Source organism: Marinibaculum pumilum, assembly GCF_042646425.1.
GTDB classification, from domain to species: domain Bacteria; phylum Pseudomonadota; class Alphaproteobacteria; order Ferrovibrionales; family Ferrovibrionaceae; genus Marinibaculum; species Marinibaculum pumilum.
In genome coordinates this window covers 51,849-68,876 of record NZ_JBHRTR010000036.1, presented here as the reverse complement: position 1 = coordinate 68,876, position 17,028 = coordinate 51,849, and the positions used below count along the sequence as shown (strand labels likewise).

General features: G+C 71.0%; 14 protein-coding genes. 6 read left to right on the top strand and 8 right to left on the bottom strand.

What is annotated here, in order from left to right; all coding sequences use genetic code 11:
- Window positions 1-29: 29 nt before the first annotated feature.
- The 4 genes from yidC to rpmH form a co-directional block, all read right to left on the bottom strand.
- A complete protein-coding gene (yidC, locus tag ACFOGJ_RS22750) occupies window positions 30-1,856 on the bottom strand; it encodes a membrane protein insertase YidC (protein WP_379904923.1) in 1,827 nt (608 codons plus the stop codon).
- A gap of 27 nt (window positions 1,857-1,883) precedes the next feature.
- Entirely contained in the window at window positions 1,884-2,360 is a 477-nt protein-coding gene (gene yidD / locus ACFOGJ_RS22745) for a membrane protein insertion efficiency factor YidD (protein ID WP_379904921.1), read from the bottom strand.
- A 1-nt stretch (window position 2,361) separates the two neighbouring features.
- Entirely contained in the window at window positions 2,362-2,778 is a 417-nt protein-coding gene (rnpA, locus tag ACFOGJ_RS22740; protein WP_379904919.1) for a ribonuclease P protein component, read from the bottom strand.
- A gap of 303 nt (window positions 2,779-3,081) precedes the next feature.
- Entirely contained in the window at window positions 3,082-3,216 is a 135-nt protein-coding gene (gene rpmH, locus ACFOGJ_RS22735; RefSeq protein WP_379904918.1) for a 50S ribosomal protein L34, read from the bottom strand.
- A 498-nt stretch (window positions 3,217-3,714) separates the two neighbouring features.
- Here rpmH and ACFOGJ_RS22730 point away from each other — a divergent pair, with 498 nt between their 5' ends.
- From ACFOGJ_RS22730 to ACFOGJ_RS22715, 4 genes are read left to right on the top strand one after another with little or no spacing between them, the layout of a single operon-like run.
- Window positions 3,715-4,419: a TVP38/TMEM64 family protein gene (locus ACFOGJ_RS22730; protein WP_379904916.1), complete on the top strand. Its 705-nt coding sequence runs from the start codon at window positions 3,715-3,717 to the stop codon at window positions 4,417-4,419.
- Between the two features lie 23 nt (window positions 4,420-4,442).
- Window positions 4,443-5,915: a dihydrolipoyl dehydrogenase family protein gene (locus ACFOGJ_RS22725; protein WP_379904914.1), complete on the top strand. Its 1,473-nt coding sequence runs from the start codon at window positions 4,443-4,445 to the stop codon at window positions 5,913-5,915.
- Between the two features lie 46 nt (window positions 5,916-5,961).
- Window positions 5,962-7,437, top strand: a complete 1,476-nt coding sequence (locus ACFOGJ_RS22720; RefSeq protein WP_379904912.1) for a sensor histidine kinase — start codon at window positions 5,962-5,964, stop codon at window positions 7,435-7,437.
- Window positions 7,438-7,483: 46 nt separating this feature from the next.
- Entirely contained in the window at window positions 7,484-8,164 is a 681-nt protein-coding gene (locus ACFOGJ_RS22715; RefSeq protein WP_379904910.1) for a hypothetical protein, read from the top strand.
- A 9-nt stretch (window positions 8,165-8,173) separates the two neighbouring features.
- On the opposite strand, the gene ACFOGJ_RS22710 is transcribed toward ACFOGJ_RS22715, so the two are convergent.
- Entirely contained in the window at window positions 8,174-8,539 is a 366-nt protein-coding gene (locus ACFOGJ_RS22710; RefSeq protein WP_379904908.1) for a hypothetical protein, read from the bottom strand.
- 269 nt (window positions 8,540-8,808) lie between these two features.
- On the opposite strand from ACFOGJ_RS22710, the gene ACFOGJ_RS22705 reads away from it, so the two are divergent.
- Window positions 8,809-11,712 carry a PAS domain S-box protein gene (locus tag ACFOGJ_RS22705; RefSeq protein ID WP_379904906.1) on the top strand — a complete coding sequence of 968 codons (2,904 nt, stop codon included), beginning with the start codon at window positions 8,809-8,811 and terminating at the stop codon, window positions 11,710-11,712.
- Between the two features lie 45 nt (window positions 11,713-11,757).
- Here ACFOGJ_RS22705 and ACFOGJ_RS22700 read toward each other — a convergent pair whose 3' ends face one another.
- Entirely contained in the window at window positions 11,758-12,498 is a 741-nt protein-coding gene (locus ACFOGJ_RS22700) for an SDR family oxidoreductase (protein ID WP_379904904.1), read from the bottom strand.
- Between the two features lie 78 nt (window positions 12,499-12,576).
- The gene (locus ACFOGJ_RS22695; protein ID WP_379904901.1) at window positions 12,577-13,953 is read right to left on the bottom strand and encodes a DUF2252 family protein; all 1,377 of its coding nucleotides are present in this window, start codon (window positions 13,951-13,953) and stop codon (window positions 12,577-12,579) included.
- 65 nt (window positions 13,954-14,018) lie between these two features.
- On the opposite strand from ACFOGJ_RS22695, the gene ACFOGJ_RS22690 reads away from it, so the two are divergent.
- The gene (locus ACFOGJ_RS22690; protein ID WP_379904898.1) at window positions 14,019-15,527 is read left to right on the top strand and encodes an alkaline phosphatase D family protein; all 1,509 of its coding nucleotides are present in this window, start codon (window positions 14,019-14,021) and stop codon (window positions 15,525-15,527) included.
- A gap of 19 nt (window positions 15,528-15,546) precedes the next feature.
- On the opposite strand, the gene ACFOGJ_RS22685 is transcribed toward ACFOGJ_RS22690, so the two are convergent.
- A complete protein-coding gene (locus ACFOGJ_RS22685; RefSeq protein WP_379904896.1) occupies window positions 15,547-16,908 on the bottom strand; it encodes an amidase family protein in 1,362 nt (453 codons plus the stop codon).
- Window positions 16,909-17,028 lie beyond the last annotated feature (120 nt).

The window sequence follows — 17,028 nt, the reverse complement described above, 5'->3', positions numbered from 1 at the left end:
CGACTGCCGCCGCCACTGCCGTCCGCCGGTCAGGTCTTGGCCGGCGACGGCCGCGCGGTGCGGGTCTTCATGCGGCGCTGGATGAAGATCTGCTGGGCGATCGACACGGTGTTGTTGGTGATCCAGTACACCACCAGGCCGGCCGGGAAATGCGCCAGCAGGAAGGTGAAGAAGATCGGCATCAGCATGAAGATCCGCGCCTGCACCGGGTCCGGCGGGGTCGGGTTGACCCGCATCTGCAGCCACATGGTCCCGCCCATGATGATCGGCAGCACGCCGATGGAGATGAACTGCAGCGGTCCCAGGTCGGCCGGCGTGACCGTGTAGGGCAGCAGGCCGAACAGGTTCAGGATCGTCGTCGGGTCCGGCGCCGACAGGTCGCGGATCCACCAGAAGAAAGGCGCGTGCCGCATCTCGATGGTGATCAGCAGCACCTTGTACAGCGCGAAGAAGACCGGGATCTGCAGCAGGATCGGGATACAGCCGGCGGCCGGATTGACCTTCTCCTTCTTGTACAGCGCCATCATCTCGCGGTTCAGCGCCTGCTTGTCGTCGCCGAAGCGTTCCCGCAGCTTCACCATCTCCGGCTGCAGGTTCTTCATCGCGCTCATCGAGACGTAGGACTTGTAGGCCAGCGGCAGGAACAGAATCTTGATGCACAGGGTCAGCAGGATGATCGACAGGCCGAAATTGCCGATCAGGCCGTAGAAATAGTCCAGGATGCCGAAGATCGGCCGGGTCAGGAAATAGAACCAGCCCCAGTCGATGGTCCGGTCGAACCGGATGATGCCCAGGTCCTCCTGGTAGCGGTCGATGACGTTGACCACCTTGGCGCCGGCGAACAGGCGGGTGGTATAGGCGCCGTCCGCGCCGACCGCCTCGCCGCGGTTCACCAGGTCGACCTGGTAGATGTCGGATCCGACCCCGCCCTCGTGCAGGAAACGGGTGTCGACATTCTGGTCCTGCTGCGGGATCAGCGCCGTCAGCCAGTACTTGTCGGTGAAGCCGAGCCAGCCGCCGATCGAGTTGACCTTGATCGCGCCGTCGTCCTGCAGGGTGGAATAGCTGATCTCGTCCAGGGTGCCGTCCTGGTCCAGGGAGTCGCGGAAGACGCCCAGCGGACCTTCGTGCAGGACGAACAGGCCGGTGCCCTCCGGCGTCCCGTGGCGGCGCACCAGCCCGTAGGGCCGCAGCTGCGGGATCTCGCCCTCGGCGATCGCGCCGCCGGCGGTGGCCTCGATCCACTGGTCGACCTGGAACAGATAATCGTCGTCGATCGACAGACGGATCTTGAAGGTCAGCCCGTCGCCGTTCTCCCATTGCAGCACCACGGGGCTGTCCGGCGTCAGGGTCTGGCTGTCGGGGGTCCAGCGGGTCGTGTCGCCGGGCAGGGTCGTGCCCTTGCCGCCGGTGTTCAGCTTGCCCCAGGCGAACTGGGCGAAATAGGCATCCGGCGCGCCCTGCGGCGACAGCAGGATGATGTCGGGGCTGTCGGCGGACAGGTCGACCTTGTAGTCCTTCAGGGTCAGGTCGTCGATCCGCGCGCCGATCAGGCTGACGGAACCGTGCACCCGCGGCGTGTCGATGGCGATGCGGGGGGTGGAGGCGAGGATCTCCTCCCGGCTGCGGCTGCCGCCCGGCACCTCGGCGCCCGGTCCGCCCAGGTCGGGGCTGTAGCCCTGGCCGGGCTCCAGGCTGCTGCCGCCCTGGCCACCCCCACCGGCGGCGGACCGGCTCTGCCGTGCCTGCTCCACCTGCTTCGGCGGCGGTTCGGGCGTGTAGAAGTACTGGAAGCCGATCAGGATCACCACCGAGGCGACAATCGCCAGGATCAGGTTCCGGTTGTTGTCGTTCATGCCGAATAGTCTCTCTGAGGGCCGCGATCAGCGGCCGGGCGAGGGGTGCATGCCGCTGCCGCCGGCCTCCCGCCGCGCCGCCCCGGATGCTTCGGGTCGCGGCGCGTCGGTCGGGAGGTCCTGCTGCAGGCGGTTGCCTGAACTGTCGGCCGCCTGGCGCTCCGCCGTCGAAGCGGGTGCCGCGGCGGCGGCGGGGGCGATCCCTGTCGTCGGCGGCTGGCGCCGCCGGCCCCCTGTCTGCCCCCATGCAGCGTCGGACGCAAGGGGGACCGGGTCGAAACCCTGTCCGCCCAGCGGGTGGCAGCGCGCCAGCCGGCGCAGGGTCAGCCAGCCGCCACGCAGCGCCCCATGCGTCGTCAGCGCCTCCAGCGCATATTCGGAACAGGTCGGCTGGTAGCGGCAATGGCCGCCCAGCCAGGGCGACAGGAACCAGCGATAGAGGAGCACCAGGCCCTTCAGGACCGCCGCCGCCGGGCCGCCCCCCGCCATCCTGGCGCCCGCCATCTCAGGGATTGCCTTCTCTGGGATTGCCATCTCTGGGCCCGCCGTCGCGCGCCAGCTTCAGCCGCCGCAGCGCCTGCCGGCAGTCGCCGCACAGGGCGGCGAAGTCCCGCTCCAGAGTCGCCTTGCGGCCGATCAGCACATAGTCGTGGCCGGCCAGGGCCTGACCCCGCAGCACCAGGTCGGCGACGGCGCGCAGCCGGCGCTTCGCCCGGTTCCGCGCCACCGCATTGCCGACCTTGCGGCTTGCCGTGAAGCCCACCCGTGCGCTGCCGACCTCGGCTACCGGCGTGGGCGCGCCCTGCAGCACCAGCCCCTCGCGCGCCGCCTTGCGGCCCTTCGCGGCGACCCGCAGGAAGTCGCGGCGCTGCTTCAGGCGGCGCAGGCCGGCATCATCTGCCCCGGCTTTGCCGGCTGTCACGCCAGAGGTCATGTCGGGGAGATTGCCGGGAGTCCCGGCGCGGCGGGACGCATGTCCCGCCGGGGACGCGGCCGGCACGCCGGCATCGTCGCCCCGCAAGCCCTTCGGACCGGCGATGCTGCCGGCCTGATGGTTTTCGGCCTGATGGTTTTCGGCCTGAATGGGGGCTGTGCCGCGCGGCGCGCTGGACATCGTTCGCCGTTCCGCTCCATGCCGTGGCCGGCGCTAGGGCGATCCTGGCGGGCATCCGCCCGGTGTCTTTCTGCGGTCCGGTGCCTATGCTCCGGTCCGGCCTTTCCGGCGTCAGGCGGACAGGCGCTTGCGCCCCTTGGCCCGGCGTCGGGCCAGGACGGCACGTCCTGCCTTGGTTGCCATGCGCGCGCGGAAACCGTGCCGCCGCTTGCGCACCAGCACACTCGGCTGATAGGTCCGCTTCACGACTTGTACTCCTGCTGGTCGGCCCGGCGACGGTCCGGCGCGCATGCCCATGGGGGCAGGGCCGCTCGCGGTCGCGCGGGCAGTCTCGAAATCAGAGGCGGGCTTATAGGCGCTCGACCGGGCCGAGTCAATCGGCACGAGCCGCATCCGGCGCCCGCCGGGATCGCACCGGCATCAGGGTGTCACTTTGCGGTGAGACGGCGCCGCCGTCGTTGCGCCCCCTGGTTCTTCGTCAATATGCAGGACTGCGCGACGCGGACCGGGCAGGGTGCGATACTGCGATATGCGGGCAGGCAGGCGAACAGGATGAGCATGGCAGGGCAACCGGGGGCAGAGCAACCGCGGGCGGCGCGACCGGAGGCGGCGCAATCGGGCGGCCGCGCCGATCCGGACGATCGCGCCCCTGTTAATCGCGCCCCTGTTAATCGCGCCCCTGTCGATCGCGCCCCTGCGGCGGCGCCGCCGGCGCCGGCCGGGATCGGCGGCCGCATCCGGCGGATGCTGCCGCTTCTGCTGCTGGCGGTCGGCCTGGCGGCGTTCCTGCTGTTCGCACCCGACGAACAGACGGTCTTCCAGATGCTGAAGGCGCACCGCGCCGCGATCACGGGCTGGACCCTGGCCAACCCCCTGCTGGCCGGCCTGGCCTTCGTGCTGGCCTATGCCGCGATCGCCGCCTTCTCGCTGCCGGTCAGCGCGCTGGTGACCATGTTCGGCGGCTTCCTCTTCGGGGCGTTGGCCGGAACCGTGCTGGTGGTCGTGGGGGCGACCGCCGGTGCGGTGGCCCTGTTCCTGGCCGTGCGGGCGGCCTTCGCCGATATCTTCCGCGCCCGTTTCGGGCGGCGCATCGCCCGCCTGGAGCGCGGCCTGTCGCGTGACGCGTTCAGCTATCTGCTGTTCCTGCGCCTGGTGCCGGTCTTTCCCTTCTTCCTGGTGAACATCGCGCCGGCCTTCTTCGAGGTGCGGCTGCGCGTCTTCGCGGTCACCACCTTCATCGGCATCATCCCCGGCACCTTCGTCTTCGCGAATGTGGGCGCCAGCCTCGGCCGGGTGCTGGACCAGGCGGACAGCTTCTCCCTCGGCAATGTGGTGACGCCGGACATCCTGATCGCCCTTTCCCTGCTGGGACTGCTCTCGCTGCTTCCGGTGGCCTATGGCCGCCTGCGCGGTCGCCGACGCGACGCACCCCGCTGCCCACCCGGCTGACCGCCCCGCTGAAGGATCCGCCGATGTCCGCTGTCCGTTCTGCCGGCCCGCATGTCGCCACCGCGGGCCCGATCGACTGCGACATCTGCGTCGTGGGCGCCGGGGCCGCCGGCCTGAGCGTGGCCTCGGCCGCCGCCATGCTGGGCGCGCGCACGGTGCTGGTGGAGCGCGGGGCGATGGGGGGCGACTGCCTGAATGTCGGCTGCGTGCCGTCCAAGGCGCTGCTGGCGGCGGCACGGATGGCGCATGCCTGGCAGGATGCCGAGGCGCTCGGCATCCGCTACCAGCCGCCGGTTGTCGATTTCCCCGCGGTGATGCGGCATGTCCATGGCGTCATCGACGGCATCGCGCCGCACGATTCGGTCGCGCGCTACCGGGCGATGGGGGTCGACGTCCTGCAGGGCACGGCACGTTTCACCGGCCGCGACAGGCTTCGGGTGGCATTCGCGACCGGCGGCGCCGAGCGCGAGGTCACGGCGCGGCGCTTCGTGATCGCCACCGGCGGACGCCCCGCCGTGCCGCCGATCCCGGGCCTGGACGAGGTGCCCTACCTGACCAACGAGTCCTTGTTCGACCTTGCCGAACTGCCGTCCCACCTGGTGATCCTCGGCGGCGGCCCGATCGGGCTGGAGATGGCACAGGCCTTCCGCCGGCTGGGCGCGGCGGTGACGGTGGTGGAGGCGGCGCAGGCGCTGGGGCGCGACGATCCGGAGCTGGCGGCGGTCGTACTGGCCAGCCTGCGGCGCGACGGGGTCGTGCTGCGCCAGGGCGCAGCCGCGGAGCGGGTCGCGGCGGGAGCGGCCGGGATCGAGGTCCATCTCTCGGGCGGCAGCGCGCCAGTCACCGGCAGTCATCTTCTGGTCGCGGTGGGGCGCCGGCCGAATGTCGAGGCACTCGGCCTGGACCTGGCCGGGGTCGAGAGCGGCCCGCGCGGGATCCAGGTCGACCGCAGGCTGCGCACCGCCAACCGGCGGATCTTTGCCATCGGCGATGTCGCGGGCGGCCCGCAATTCACCCATGTCGGCGGCTACCATGCGGGCATCGTGATCCGGAACGCGCTGTTCCGGATTCCGGCCAGGACCGACCATGACACCATGCCCTGGGTTACCTATACCGAGCCGGAGCTGGCCTGGGTCGGCCTGTCGGAGACGGCGGCGCGGGAACGGGCGGGGCGGATCCGGATCCTGCGCTGGCCCTATGCGGAAAACGACCGCGCCCGCGCGGAGCGGCAGACCGCGGGACTGATCAAGGTCGTCACCGACGCGAAGGGGCGGATCCTGGGCGCCGGCGTGGCCGGCGCCCATGCCGGCGAGGTGGTGCAGCCCTGGGTCCTGGCGGTGCAGCGGGGCATGAAGATCGGCGCCTTCGCCGGTGCGGTCCTGCCCTACCCGACCTATGGCGAGGTCGGCAAACGTGCGGCGGGCGCCTATTATATGCCGAAACTGTTCAGCCCGCTGACCAGGAAGTTGGTCGGGCTCTTGCTGCGTCTGCCCTGACCCGCGACCCGCCCGGCCGCGGGCGGCGGCCTTTCGGGGAACGTTCTTGGATACCAGACCCGACGCAGATGCCGAAGCCGGCGCCGCTGCTGCGGCGCCCGGGATCCTGTCCGGCCCTGCCGAACCGCTGCCCGTGCCGGCCCGGCCCTCCCTGCTGCGGTCCCTGTCCGGCCGGCTGCTGGTCCTGACAATCATCTTCGTAATGCTGAGCGAAGTGCTGATCTACGTGCCCTCCGTCGCGCGCTTCCAGCAGGGCTATCTGCAGGGGCGGGTGGAGGCCGCCTACCTGGCGTCGCTGGCGATCACGGCGGCGCCGGAGAAGCGGCTGGATCCGGACCTGGCGATGGAACTGCTGCACAGTGTCGGCGCCATGGCGGTGGCGCTGAAAGCCGGCGACCAGCGCGCTCTGATCCTGGGCGCCCATCCGCCGGAAGAGATGGGCGCCGTCTACGACCTGCGCGACGAGGACCCGGTCTCGCTGATCGCGGATACCTTCACCACCATCCTGGGCGGGGCCGGCAATGCCCTGCTGGTGGTCGCACAGCATCCCGGCAATCCCGACCTGGTGCTGGAGATCGTTCTGGATCCGGCGCCGCTGCAGCAGGAGATCGCCGACTATTCCAGCCGCATCTTCCTGCTGTCGTTGATGATTTCCCTGATCACCGCCTCGCTGGTCTTTCTGGCGCTCTACTTCCTGATGGTGCGGCCGATGCGGCGCCTCACCTCCAGCATGATCCGCTTCAGCCGGCGGCCCGAGGATGCCGGCCGCGTGATCCGGCCGTCCGGGCGTCGCGACGAGATCGGCATCGCCGAGGTGCAGCTGGCACACATGCAAGCCGAGGTGCGGACCGCGCTGGCGCAGCAGAAGCGGCTGGCGGCGCTGGGTGCGGCGGTGGCGAAGATCAGCCACGACCTGCGCAACATCCTGGCCGGGGCGCAACTCCTTTCCGACCGCCTGTCGACGGTGGAGGATCCGACCGTGCAGCGCGTGGCGCCGCGGCTGATCGCCAGTGTCGACCGCGCCATCGCGCTCTGCGGCCGCACCCTCCAGTTCGGCAAGGCGGAGGAGAGCCCGCCGCAACGCCGGCGCTTCGCGCTGCATGGCCTGGTGGAGGAGGTGGCCGCGACCCTCGACCTGGGGGCGGATGGCGGACCGCGATGGCGCAACGACGTGGCGCCGGACCTCATGGTGGAAGCCGATCCCGAGCAGCTCTACCGCGTGCTGCTGAACCTGATGCGCAATGCCGTGGAGGCGATGGCCGGGCAGGGCGAGCTTTCCGTCCTGGCAGTGGCCGGGCAGGGCCGCATCGCGGTCGAGGTGGCCGATACCGGGCCGGGCCTGCCCGAGAAGGTGCGGGCGCATCTGTTCGAGCCGTTTCGCGGCAGCCGGTCGGGCGGGACAGGTCTTGGCCTGACAATTGCACTTGAGCTGGTGCGCGCCCATGGCGGCGACCTCAGACTGCTGCGGTCGGACGGACGGGGCACGACGTTTCGACTGGAATTGCCCGAACGGACCGCCTAGCCGCAGCACCCTGCGGCGCGGCCGGCCGGGCAGGGGAAGCAGAACGATGGCCCAGCACAGTGATGCGCCAGGAGCCCGGGATCCGCGACGGGCCCGGGATCGGCAGACGGACCGGGAGATTCTTGCCGACCGGCAGGATGGGACCGTTGCGCGCGACCATGCCCGTGCCGTCTTCATGCCCGCCAGCCTCCTGCCCGCCAGCCTCCTGCCCGCCAGCCTCCTGCTTGCCGGCCTGCTCGCCGCCTGCAACCCGCTGCCCTACGGCAAGCTGGTCACCGACGATATCGACAAGGGGTTTTCCGTCGTCACGGAAGAGGAGTGCGACCTGCAGAACGTCTTCAAGTGGGAGTCGTACTGCAAGGAACGGATCGTGATCCGCGACCGCCAGCCGGTCTATTGCTATGCCACGCTCGGCAGGCCGAACTGCTATGCGATGCCGGATCCCTACAATGTGGCTGGGCGCGGCCGTGGCAGCCCGCCGCCGATGGCGCTGGGCGATGCCGTGCCGGCCGCGGTTCAGGCCGGCCCCGACCTGTCGGTCCAGTATGTCGGCGGCGAGGCTTTTCCCGGCTACCAGGAGGAAGTGGTAGAGGTCGCCAGCGACCGCCCGGTCTCTGCCCTCGACGCGCCGGTGCCGCAGGCCTCGCCGCAGATCCCCGTTCAGACCCAGGAACTGCCGCCGAAATCCACCCTGCGGGTGCCGCCCGAGCCGGCGGCACAGAACTAGCCGGCCGGGCTAGCTGCGGTTCGTCCCGGGGCCTGGCCCGTGGCCCGATGCCGGGCCGGCCGGTGGCGGAGGCGGTCCGTCATCGTCCTGCGCGGCACGTTCCCGCGCGCGCTTGAAGCCGGAATAGATCTCGTCGAAGGCGCGCTCGAAGCCCGTGCGCAGTTCCGACCATGCGGATTCAGAGGTGCGCTTCACCTCGTCCAGGCGGGACTCCGCCTCGCCGCGCTGCGCCCACAGGTCGTTGATGCTGCGCTCGATGCGCTGCCGGGTTTCCACTTCCACAACCTTCAGCTTCGCATCCAGGCGCCGGATCTCGCTGTCAAGGGTGTCGATATGCGCCTTCAGCTTGCGCGCCAGTTCGCTCTGTTCGGTCATCGCCGCTCCCACCTGTTCGGCAAGGTCTATCGCCCCTAAAGATGTGCGGTCGCACCGCTTGCCACAAGTCGCAGGCGGCAGGCCCTGTGCCCGCCCTCGTGGCCGGCGGATCCGGCGCTGGCCGCTGCGTCATCTCGCCCCACTTCGGCCGGTCCCCGTTCAGGCAGGGTGGTAACGGTTCGGGAATGTTTTGATGCTGGACTGATGGAAGTCACCGCCGGTGCGGCTGCCGGGGTGCGGCGCCGGCCGGATAGCGGACCCGGGGCCTGATGCTGCACGAGATCGAGATGATGGACGGCCGTTCGCGGCGCCTGGCCCGCCAGGCGGTCGTGACCGCCTGCGGGCTGGCCCTGGCCGGTTCCGGCTTCGGCCTGGCGGTGGCCTATCCGATGGGCCTGATCGCCGGCATCGAGCTCTGGCTGGTGGCCTCCTGCGCGCTGTTCTCGGCGGCGGTGATCCTCGGCTTCTTCCTGCTCCCGGCCCGGCTGTTCCACCACGTCACCATCATCGCCATCCTGTATTTCGGCTGCTACCTCAGTGCCGGAATCCTGATCGCGCTGTACAGCGCCGACCGGACGACGAACGTCTTCGTCTACCTGGTCTGGTTCTTCCCCCTGCTGGCCTTCAACATCCTGATGCGGGTGACGCGCTCCGGGCGGCTGCTGCATGTGGTGCTGATGTGCCTGCCCTTCGCCGTCGTGGTGCCCAATGCAGGCCGCATCCTGGCGGCCTATCCGGAACCGGTGCAGCCCTGGTTCGTGGTGTTCGGCCTGTCCTATCTGTGCTTCGGCCTGATCCTCAGTACCCTGTCGCAGTACCGGGAGGCCTTCATCGCGGAACGGGAACGGTCCGAGGCGCTGCTCGGCGCGTCGCAGATCCTGGAGAGCATCTCCGACTGCTACCTGTCGCTCGACCGGTCGCTGCACCTGGTCTATGCGAACGGTGCTGCCAGGCGGGACCCGGCCCTGCGTGACCCAGCCCTGCGTGACCCGACCCTGGCCGATCACGGTCCCGACAATGGCCGCGGCGACCCGCTGGTCGGGCGGCCGCTGGCGGAGATCGCCCCGCGGATGGCCGCGGGCGAGATCGGCGACCGGCTCCGTGCCGCCGCCGAGGGCACCACGGAGCGCCATTTCGAGGCCCAGGACCCGCCGTCCGGGCGCTGGTACGACATCCGCTGCTTTCCGCGGCCCGACGGCCTGTCGATCTATTTCCGCAACATCACCGAGGCGGTGGCGATCCGAGAGGAACTGCGCCGGAACGAGGCGCTGCTGCGGATCGCCAGCCGGATGGCGCGGATCGGCGGCTGGGAGGCCGACCTCGATGCGGACATGGTTTCCTGGTCGGAAGAGGTGGCCATCCTGCATGGCGCGTCCGGCCGGCTGGTCCATGCCACCGACGATGCCCTGCGCTTCTACATGCCGGACAGCCGGCAGGTGATCAGCCGGGTGATGGCGCGCTGCGCCCGGACCGGCCGGCCGTTCGACGAGGAGGCGGCGCTGGTGGCGGGTCCCGGGCGGGTCGCCTGGGTCCGGATCATGGGCCAGGGCGTCGCGGATGCCGACGGCCGGACGCACCGGATCCAGGGTGCCATCCAGGACATCACCGAACGCAAGCTGGCGCGCAGCCGGCTGCAGGAACAGGCGGCGCTGCTGGACAAGGCGCAGGACGCGATCATCGTCCGCGACCTGGACGGGCATATCTCCTACTGGAACCGGGGGGCGGAACGGCTGTACGGCTGGCCGGCATCCGAGGCGCTGGGCCGCACCATCGCCGATCTGCTGGCGGAGGATCCCGACCGCCATCGGGAGGCGATGTCGGACCTGCTGGCGCAGGGCGAGTGGAGCGGCGAGATCCGGCAGGAGCGGCGGGACGGCAGCGCCCTGACCACAGAGGCGCGCTGGACCCTGGTGCGCGACGATAACGGCCTGCCCAAGTCGGTGCTGGCGATCCAGACGGACATCACGCCGCGCCTTGCGGTGGAACGGCAGCTGCGCCAGTCGCAGCGGCTGCAGGCCGTGGGCCAGCTGACCGGCGGCGTGGCCCACGACTTCAACAACCTGCTTACCGTCATCCTGGGCAATGCCGACAGCCTGGCCGAGGCGCTGCAGGAGCGCCCCCGGCTGCGGCAGCTGGCGGAGATGACCCGGTCGGCGGCGCAGCGCGGGGCGGAACTGACCCGCCGGCTGCTGGCCTTCGCCCGGCAGCAGGCACTGGAGCCGCGGCCGACGGATGTCCCGGCCCTGATGTCGGGGATGGAGGCCCTGCTTCGCCGGAGCCTGGGGGAGAATGTCGAGATCCGGTTCGTGGCGGCGGCGGAGGTCTGGCCGGCCCTGGTCGATGCGCCGCAGCTGGAGGCGGCGGTGCTGAACCTCTGCCTCAATGCACGGGACGCGATGCCCGATGGCGGCCGCCTGACGGTGGAGACGGCGAATGCCCACCTGGATCGCGACTATGCCGACTGGAACGAGGAGGTCGTGCCCGGCGACTATCTCATGGTGGCGGTGTCCGACACCGGGACCGGGATGGCGCCGGAAGTGGTTGCCCGGGCCTTCGAGCCGTTCTTCACCACCAAGGGGGTGGGGCAGGGCAGCGGCCTGGGGCTCAGCATGGTGTTCGGCTTCGCCAAGCAGAGCCACGGTCATGTGAAGATCTATTCCGAGCCTGGGCAGGGTACCACCGTCCGCCTATACCTGCCGCGTGCGGCGGAAGGCGAAGCCGTGCTGCCCGGCGCCCGGCTGTCGGCCGGGACGACCGGGGGAACGGAGCGGATTCTGCTTGTGGAGGATGACGAACTGGTGCGGCGGCATGTCGGCAGCCAGCTCGAGGCCCTGGGCTATCGGGTGACCGCCGCCGCCAGCGGGCCCGAGGCCCTGGACGTGCTGCGGACCGGCCGCCAGATCGACCTCTTGTTCACCGATGTCGTGATGCCCGGCGGCATGGATGGCCGGCAGCTGGCGGAAGCGGCCCTGAAGCTGCAACCCGGCCTGCCGGTCCTCTTCACCTCCGGCTATGCCGAGAACGCCATCGTCCATCACGGCCGCCTGGATCCCGGGGTGCATCTCCTCAACAAGCCCTACCGGCAGCAGGACCTGGCGGTGAAGCTGCGCCAGGTTCTGGACCGGGCGACGGAGCTGCAGGAACTGCGAGCGGCGGCCGGCCCCGGCAACTGACGCAAGCCGCAGCTCGGAAGCCCTGCTCCCGCCCCGCGCTACCGCTTACCACTGCTCGATCCAGGGCCGCAGATCCAGTTCGAAGCTCCAGGCCGAAGGCGGCTGCCGATGAAGCATCCAATAGGCCTCCGCGATGTCGTCCGGCTGCAGCACGCCGTCCTGCGCCTTGAGGGAATAGCGGTCCGGGAAATTCTCGCGGATGAAGGCGGTGTCGATCGCCCCGTCGATCACCGCATGGGCGACATGGATCCCTTTCGGCCCCAGCTCCCGCGCCATCGACTGCGCCAGCGCGCGCAGCGCATGCTTGGCGCCGGCAAAGGCGGCATAGCCTTCACCGCCCCGGACGCTGGCCGTCGCACCGGTGAAGATGATCGTGCCCCGGCCGCGCGGCAGCATGTGGCGGGCGGCTTCCCGTCCGGTCAGGAAGCCGGCGAAGGCGCCCATCTCCCAGACCTTGCGGTAGACCCGCGAGGTGGTGTCGGTGATGCCGAACCGGACATTGGCGCCGATATTGAACACCGCGACCTCGATCGGCCCGATCTCCGCTTCCACCCGTTCGATGAAGGGGACCATTTCCGCTTCCTCGCGGGCGTCGATGCCGAAGGCATGGGCTTTGCCGCCGGCGGCGCCGATCACGCCCGCCAGGGCTTCCAGCTGCTCGATGTTGCGCGGCCGGCGGGTCATCACTGCGGTGTAGCCGCCGGCTGCGAAGCGCCGCGCAATGGCGCCGCCGGTCGCATCGCCTGCGCCGATGACAAGGGCAACCGGCCCGTTCTGTGCCGTCATGGCGATCCTCCCGCTCTCGATTCCCCGATTAAAATGTGTATACACATCTTTCTGCTGTCGGGCCAAGCTCCGCGCCGGTCAGTTGCCATCCAGCATGGCCCGCAGCAGGTCGCAATCGGCCTCGCTCCGCCGCGCCTGGGCGCGACCGGCGGCGATCAGGGCTGCCCCCTGTGCCTTCAGCGCCCGCGCCATCGCCGATTCGAAGCGGGTGGAGCGGCGATCGCCGCGCGCATGCGCCAGCGCCAGAGCCTGGCCGCAGGCGGCGGCATAGTGCCGGAGCGGGGCGGAGAGGTCCTGCTGCGCCGGCAGCAGGCACAGATCCTCGGGATCCAGAGAGACCCGGGCGTGGTGGCGGGAGCGCACCAGCCAGTGGCGGTCCTGCCAGACCACCTCGTCCAGGACCAGGTCGGGCCGGCGCTGCATGCGCCGCTGGCAATCGACCGTCAGGTGGGCTGGATTCATGCCGTTGACAGGGTCCAGGTCGGGGAAGTGAAACAGCGGCGCCGCGGCACGCTGCTGCTTCACTTCCACCACATGGCAGAGCGGCAGGTCTTCGGGCCCGGCGAAATCCTCCGGCCCTACCAGAAGGTAGTACCTTTCCATGCCGACCGACCCGGTGCCGGCGTCCAGACGCGCGACGACGTCCAGCACCGCATCGTCGACATAGGGGCGGAAGGCCGCCCGGACCTTTGACCCGGTGGCGGCGTCCAGGCGGCGGTAGCGGTCCGGCCGATCGCGGAACCGCAGCCCGTCGGCGGTGATCTCCACCGCCTTGCCGAGCGCGCTCTTGCGTGCGAAGTCGCGTCCCCCGGCGGCGCGGCGGCGCGCCTTCTTGTAGGGCTTGCGCAGGCAATGGCCCTTGCCGAACTTCTGCAGCGCGTCCTGCCGCCGCTCCGGATCGGCGGCCACCGCCTGGCAGGTCCGCCGGTAGGCCTCCAGGAAGGCCCTGGCGGCGGCCTCGGCATCGCCGTCGTCGGGCGCGGCCAGGCCGGCGGTATCGGTTGCCTCGTTGGACCGGAAGCGACCCTCCAGGATGCCGCGGCCATAGCCGGCCGCCAGGAACAGGCTGGCGATGAAGCGCACCAGGTCCCAGGCCGCCGGCCCGACACAGGCATCGTCGAAGTCGTTGGGGGCGAAGATCACCCGGCGGCTGTGCGAGCCTTCCTCCGTCATGAAGCCGAAGTTCGACAGGTGGCAGTCGCCCATCACCAGGGTCCGGTGCGGCGGCGAAGCGAAGACCGGCGGGATCGCGATCCGGCCGGCCTTCATGTCGGCGTAGTAGATCTGGGCCGCGCCCCGCAGGAAGCGGAAGGGATTGGCCGCCATCTTGCGGTGTTTGGCCAGGGGAGCGGCGGGATCCGGCGGATGCCCGTCCACCCGTTCCAGTTCGCGGTGCAGGATGGCCTCCCGCCGCGGTCCGCTCCCGGTCGCATCTTCCTTCGTGCCTGCGGCCATGGTTTCTCCTTGCGTCGTGGTGCTAAGACCTAGCTTCGCACCACAGAGATAGGTTGCCCGCGTCCGTGAACACCCCGTCCGCACCGAACGAACCTGTGGCGCCCCTGGAACCGGGCGCCGCGCCCGGCCCGGAAGCCCAGATTCCGCCAGAGCGGGTGGGGCCGCTGCTGTTCGCACGCGGCGCGGACGAGACGGCCTGCCGGATCGCCGTCGTCATGGTGACCGCGGCGGCCGCACCGCCGCCGCGCCTGCACGGTTCTGACGGTGCGGAGGTGGCGCCGGTCGAACTGGCGCGGCTGTTCGACCGCGTGGTGCGCCGCTGGGACCTTGCCCTGCCGGTGGCGGACGGCGCCGGCTATTCGGTAGATGGCCGGCATTATCCGGTCGCGACGGACCTGCGCGGCGACCTGCGCGTCGCCTTCGTTTCCTGCAACGGGCAGGAACATGGCGATGCCGCCCGCAGCCTGTCGGAGCGCGATGCCATGTGGGACCGCCTGGCAGAGGAACATGAGCGTGCAGCCTGCCACCTGCTGCTGCACGGCGGCGACCAGGTCTATGCCGACGAGATCCTCACCGCCCATCCGGACCTGGTGGCGTGGCATGCGCTGCCGCCCCGGCGGCGCGGCGACATGCGCTTTGATGAAGCGGTGCGCACGGCGGCGCGCCGCTGGCTGTTCGGGCGCTATCTGGCCATTGCGGCGCAGCCGCCGATCGCCCGGCTGATGGCGGCGGTGCCGTCGCTGATGATGTGGGACGACCACGACATCATGGACGGCTGGGGCAGCCATCCGCCTGCGGTGCTGGACAGCGCGGTCGGCCGCGGCCTGTTCCAGGTCGCGCGCGAGATGTGCGCCCTGTTCCAGCTGGGCGCCGCGGCGGACGAACTGCCGGAGATCTGCGGCGATGCCGAGGGCGGCACCTTCACCTGGGCGGCCCGCTTTCCGGGCCTGACCGTGGTGGCCCCCGACCTGCGCAGCGAAAGGCGGCCGCACAGGGTGATGTCGGCGGCCGGCTGGAATGTCTACGAGCGGCTTCTGAGCGAGGCCCCCGCCGGCGACCGGCGGCTGGTGATCTCCACCGTGCCCGGGCTGGGGCCGCGGCTGAGCTGGGTGGAATGGCTGATGGACCTGATCCCGGGTGCGCAGAAATACGAGGACGATCTGCGCGACCAGTGGCAGAGCCGGCCGCATCGGGCCGAATGGCGGCGCTTCCTGGCGGGGCTGGAGCGGGAGGTGGTCGCGCGGCAGACACCGGTGACCCTGCTGTCGGGCGAGATCCATCTGGCCGGCCGCGGTGAGATGCGCCTGGGCGGCGTGCGCCGCCTGCACCAGCTGATCTCCTCAGGCATCGCCCATCCGAAGCCGCCCGCGATCTTCGGACCCGGGCTGGGCTTTCTGGCCCGGCTCGGCGGTGAACCGCTGCCCGGCCGGCGGATCCGGATGTTCCCGCTGCCCGGCCGCAGGCGGATCTATACCAGCGAGCGGAACTACCTGATGCTGTTCCGCCGGGATGGCGGCTGGAGCGCGGAATGGGAGCTCGAGGAGAGCGGCCGCACGCCGCCCCTGGAGATCTGATCCGGGAGAAACGGTCCGGCTAGACCGCTCCGGGCGGCCGTTCCACCAGGTCCGCCAAACGGCAGGCGGTGCGGGCAAAGGCCAGGTCGCTTCCCGGCAGGCCGGCCAGCATCACCCCCAGGGGCAGGCCCGCCGGGCTGCGGTCCACGTTGAAGCTGGCGATCGGACCGCCAAGCGCCGTGAAGGGAATGATGAACCGCGGATCGCCGGTGGCCATGCCGGGCGGTGCCGGCGTCGGCGCCGGCGGCAGCAGCAGCACCGCGCCCGGCGGCAGGGCAGCCGCCAGCTGCTGGCGGGCCGCGGCGATCTCGGCCTGGGCCTGGCGGTAGCCGGCCGCCTCGATCCAGCCGCCGCGCGAGATCGCCTCCCGCAGCGCCAGGGCGACATCGTCCAGCGGCGCGGTCTGCAAGCCCTCATGCACCCGTGCCAGCTCGTACTCCATCACCGTGCGATGCGCGTCCAGGATGCGGCCCAGCGGCACCGGCGGTGCCAGCCGGAGGATGCGGTGGCCGTTCGCCGACAGCACCCCGGCGGCCTGCGCCAGCGCCCGCGCCACCTCCGGCTCCGCTTCCTCGTGCAGCGGATCGTCCAGCACCACCACCGGTACCTCGTCGGGCGCCTCCGTGGCCGGCGCCGGCGCCAGGTAGGGCGGTGCGATCGCCTGGAAGACGGCGACCGCATCGGCCAGCCGGTAGCCGTACAGGCCCGGCGTGTCGAACGACGGCGCGAAGGGCAGCATGCCGTAGCCGGGCAGCGCCAATGTGCTGGGCTTGAACGCGCCGATGCCGCAGAAGGCGGCGGGGCGGGAGACCGAGCCGGCGGTCTGCGTGCCGACCGCGACCGGTGCCATGCCGGCCGCGACGGCGGCGGCCGGGCCGCTGGACGAGCCGCCCGGCGTATGGTCCAGCGCATGCGGGTTGCGGGTCGGCGGCGGCCGCTCGAAGAAGGCGAACTCCGTGGTATGGGCTTTGCCCAGGACGATCGCTCCGGCAGCCCGCAGGGCGCCGACGATCCAGGCATCGGCGCCGGCCGGGGGGGCGTCGGCGCGCGTCGGGCTGCCGGCGCGGGTCGGCATGCCGGCGACGTCCAGGACATCCTTGATCGCCACCGGGATGCCGTGCAGCCGGCCGCGCCAGTGCCCGGCCTCCGCCTCCGCGTCGCAGGAAGCCGCCTCCACCCGGGCGGCGGCCTCGGCCAGCTGGCGGAAGGCCATCACGCGGTCCTCCACCTCGGCGATCCGCCTCAGGCAGCTGTCGACAAGGGCGGCAGCCGTCAGGCCGCCGCTGCGCTGTTCGGCAGCCAGGCCGGCAATGCGGCCGGGATCGGCCACGGTGGCAGGCAAGTCGGGAGGGGCCGGTCGGCCGGCGGTCATGCTGGTCATGGCGCGATCATCGGCCGCCGCTTCCCGACAGGCAAGGTGGCCGGCCGCCGGCAACAGGTGCGACTGCTTGTTCCGGCCGGGCGGCGAAGCAGGTAAGGTTGCGGCCGGCTGCATTGGGGT

Excerpts from the sequence above, each read along its gene's own strand:
- ACFOGJ_RS22725 (WP_379904914.1), top strand. The coding sequence starts at position 4,443 with ATGTCCGCTGTCCGTTCTGCCGGCCCGCATGTCGCCACCGCGGGCCCG.
- ACFOGJ_RS22700 (WP_379904904.1), bottom strand. The coding sequence starts at position 12,498 with ATGACGGCACAGAACGGGCCGGTTGCCCTTGTCATCGGCGCAGGCGAT.
- ACFOGJ_RS22715 (WP_379904910.1), top strand. The coding sequence starts at position 7,484 with ATGGCCCAGCACAGTGATGCGCCAGGAGCCCGGGATCCGCGACGGGCC.
- ACFOGJ_RS22695 (WP_379904901.1), bottom strand. The coding sequence starts at position 13,953 with ATGGCCGCAGGCACGAAGGAAGATGCGACCGGGAGCGGACCGCGGCGG.
- yidD (WP_379904921.1), bottom strand. The coding sequence starts at position 2,360 with ATGGCGGGCGCCAGGATGGCGGGGGGCGGCCCGGCGGCGGCGGTCCTG.
- ACFOGJ_RS22730 (WP_379904916.1), top strand. The coding sequence starts at position 3,715 with ATGCTGCCGCTTCTGCTGCTGGCGGTCGGCCTGGCGGCGTTCCTGCTG.
- ACFOGJ_RS22705 (WP_379904906.1), top strand. The coding sequence starts at position 8,809 with ATGCTGCACGAGATCGAGATGATGGACGGCCGTTCGCGGCGCCTGGCC.
- yidC (WP_379904923.1), bottom strand. The coding sequence starts at position 1,856 with ATGAACGACAACAACCGGAACCTGATCCTGGCGATTGTCGCCTCGGTG.
- ACFOGJ_RS22685 (WP_379904896.1), bottom strand. The coding sequence starts at position 16,908 with ATGACCAGCATGACCGCCGGCCGACCGGCCCCTCCCGACTTGCCTGCC.
- ACFOGJ_RS22710 (WP_379904908.1), bottom strand. The coding sequence starts at position 8,539 with ATGACCGAACAGAGCGAACTGGCGCGCAAGCTGAAGGCGCATATCGAC.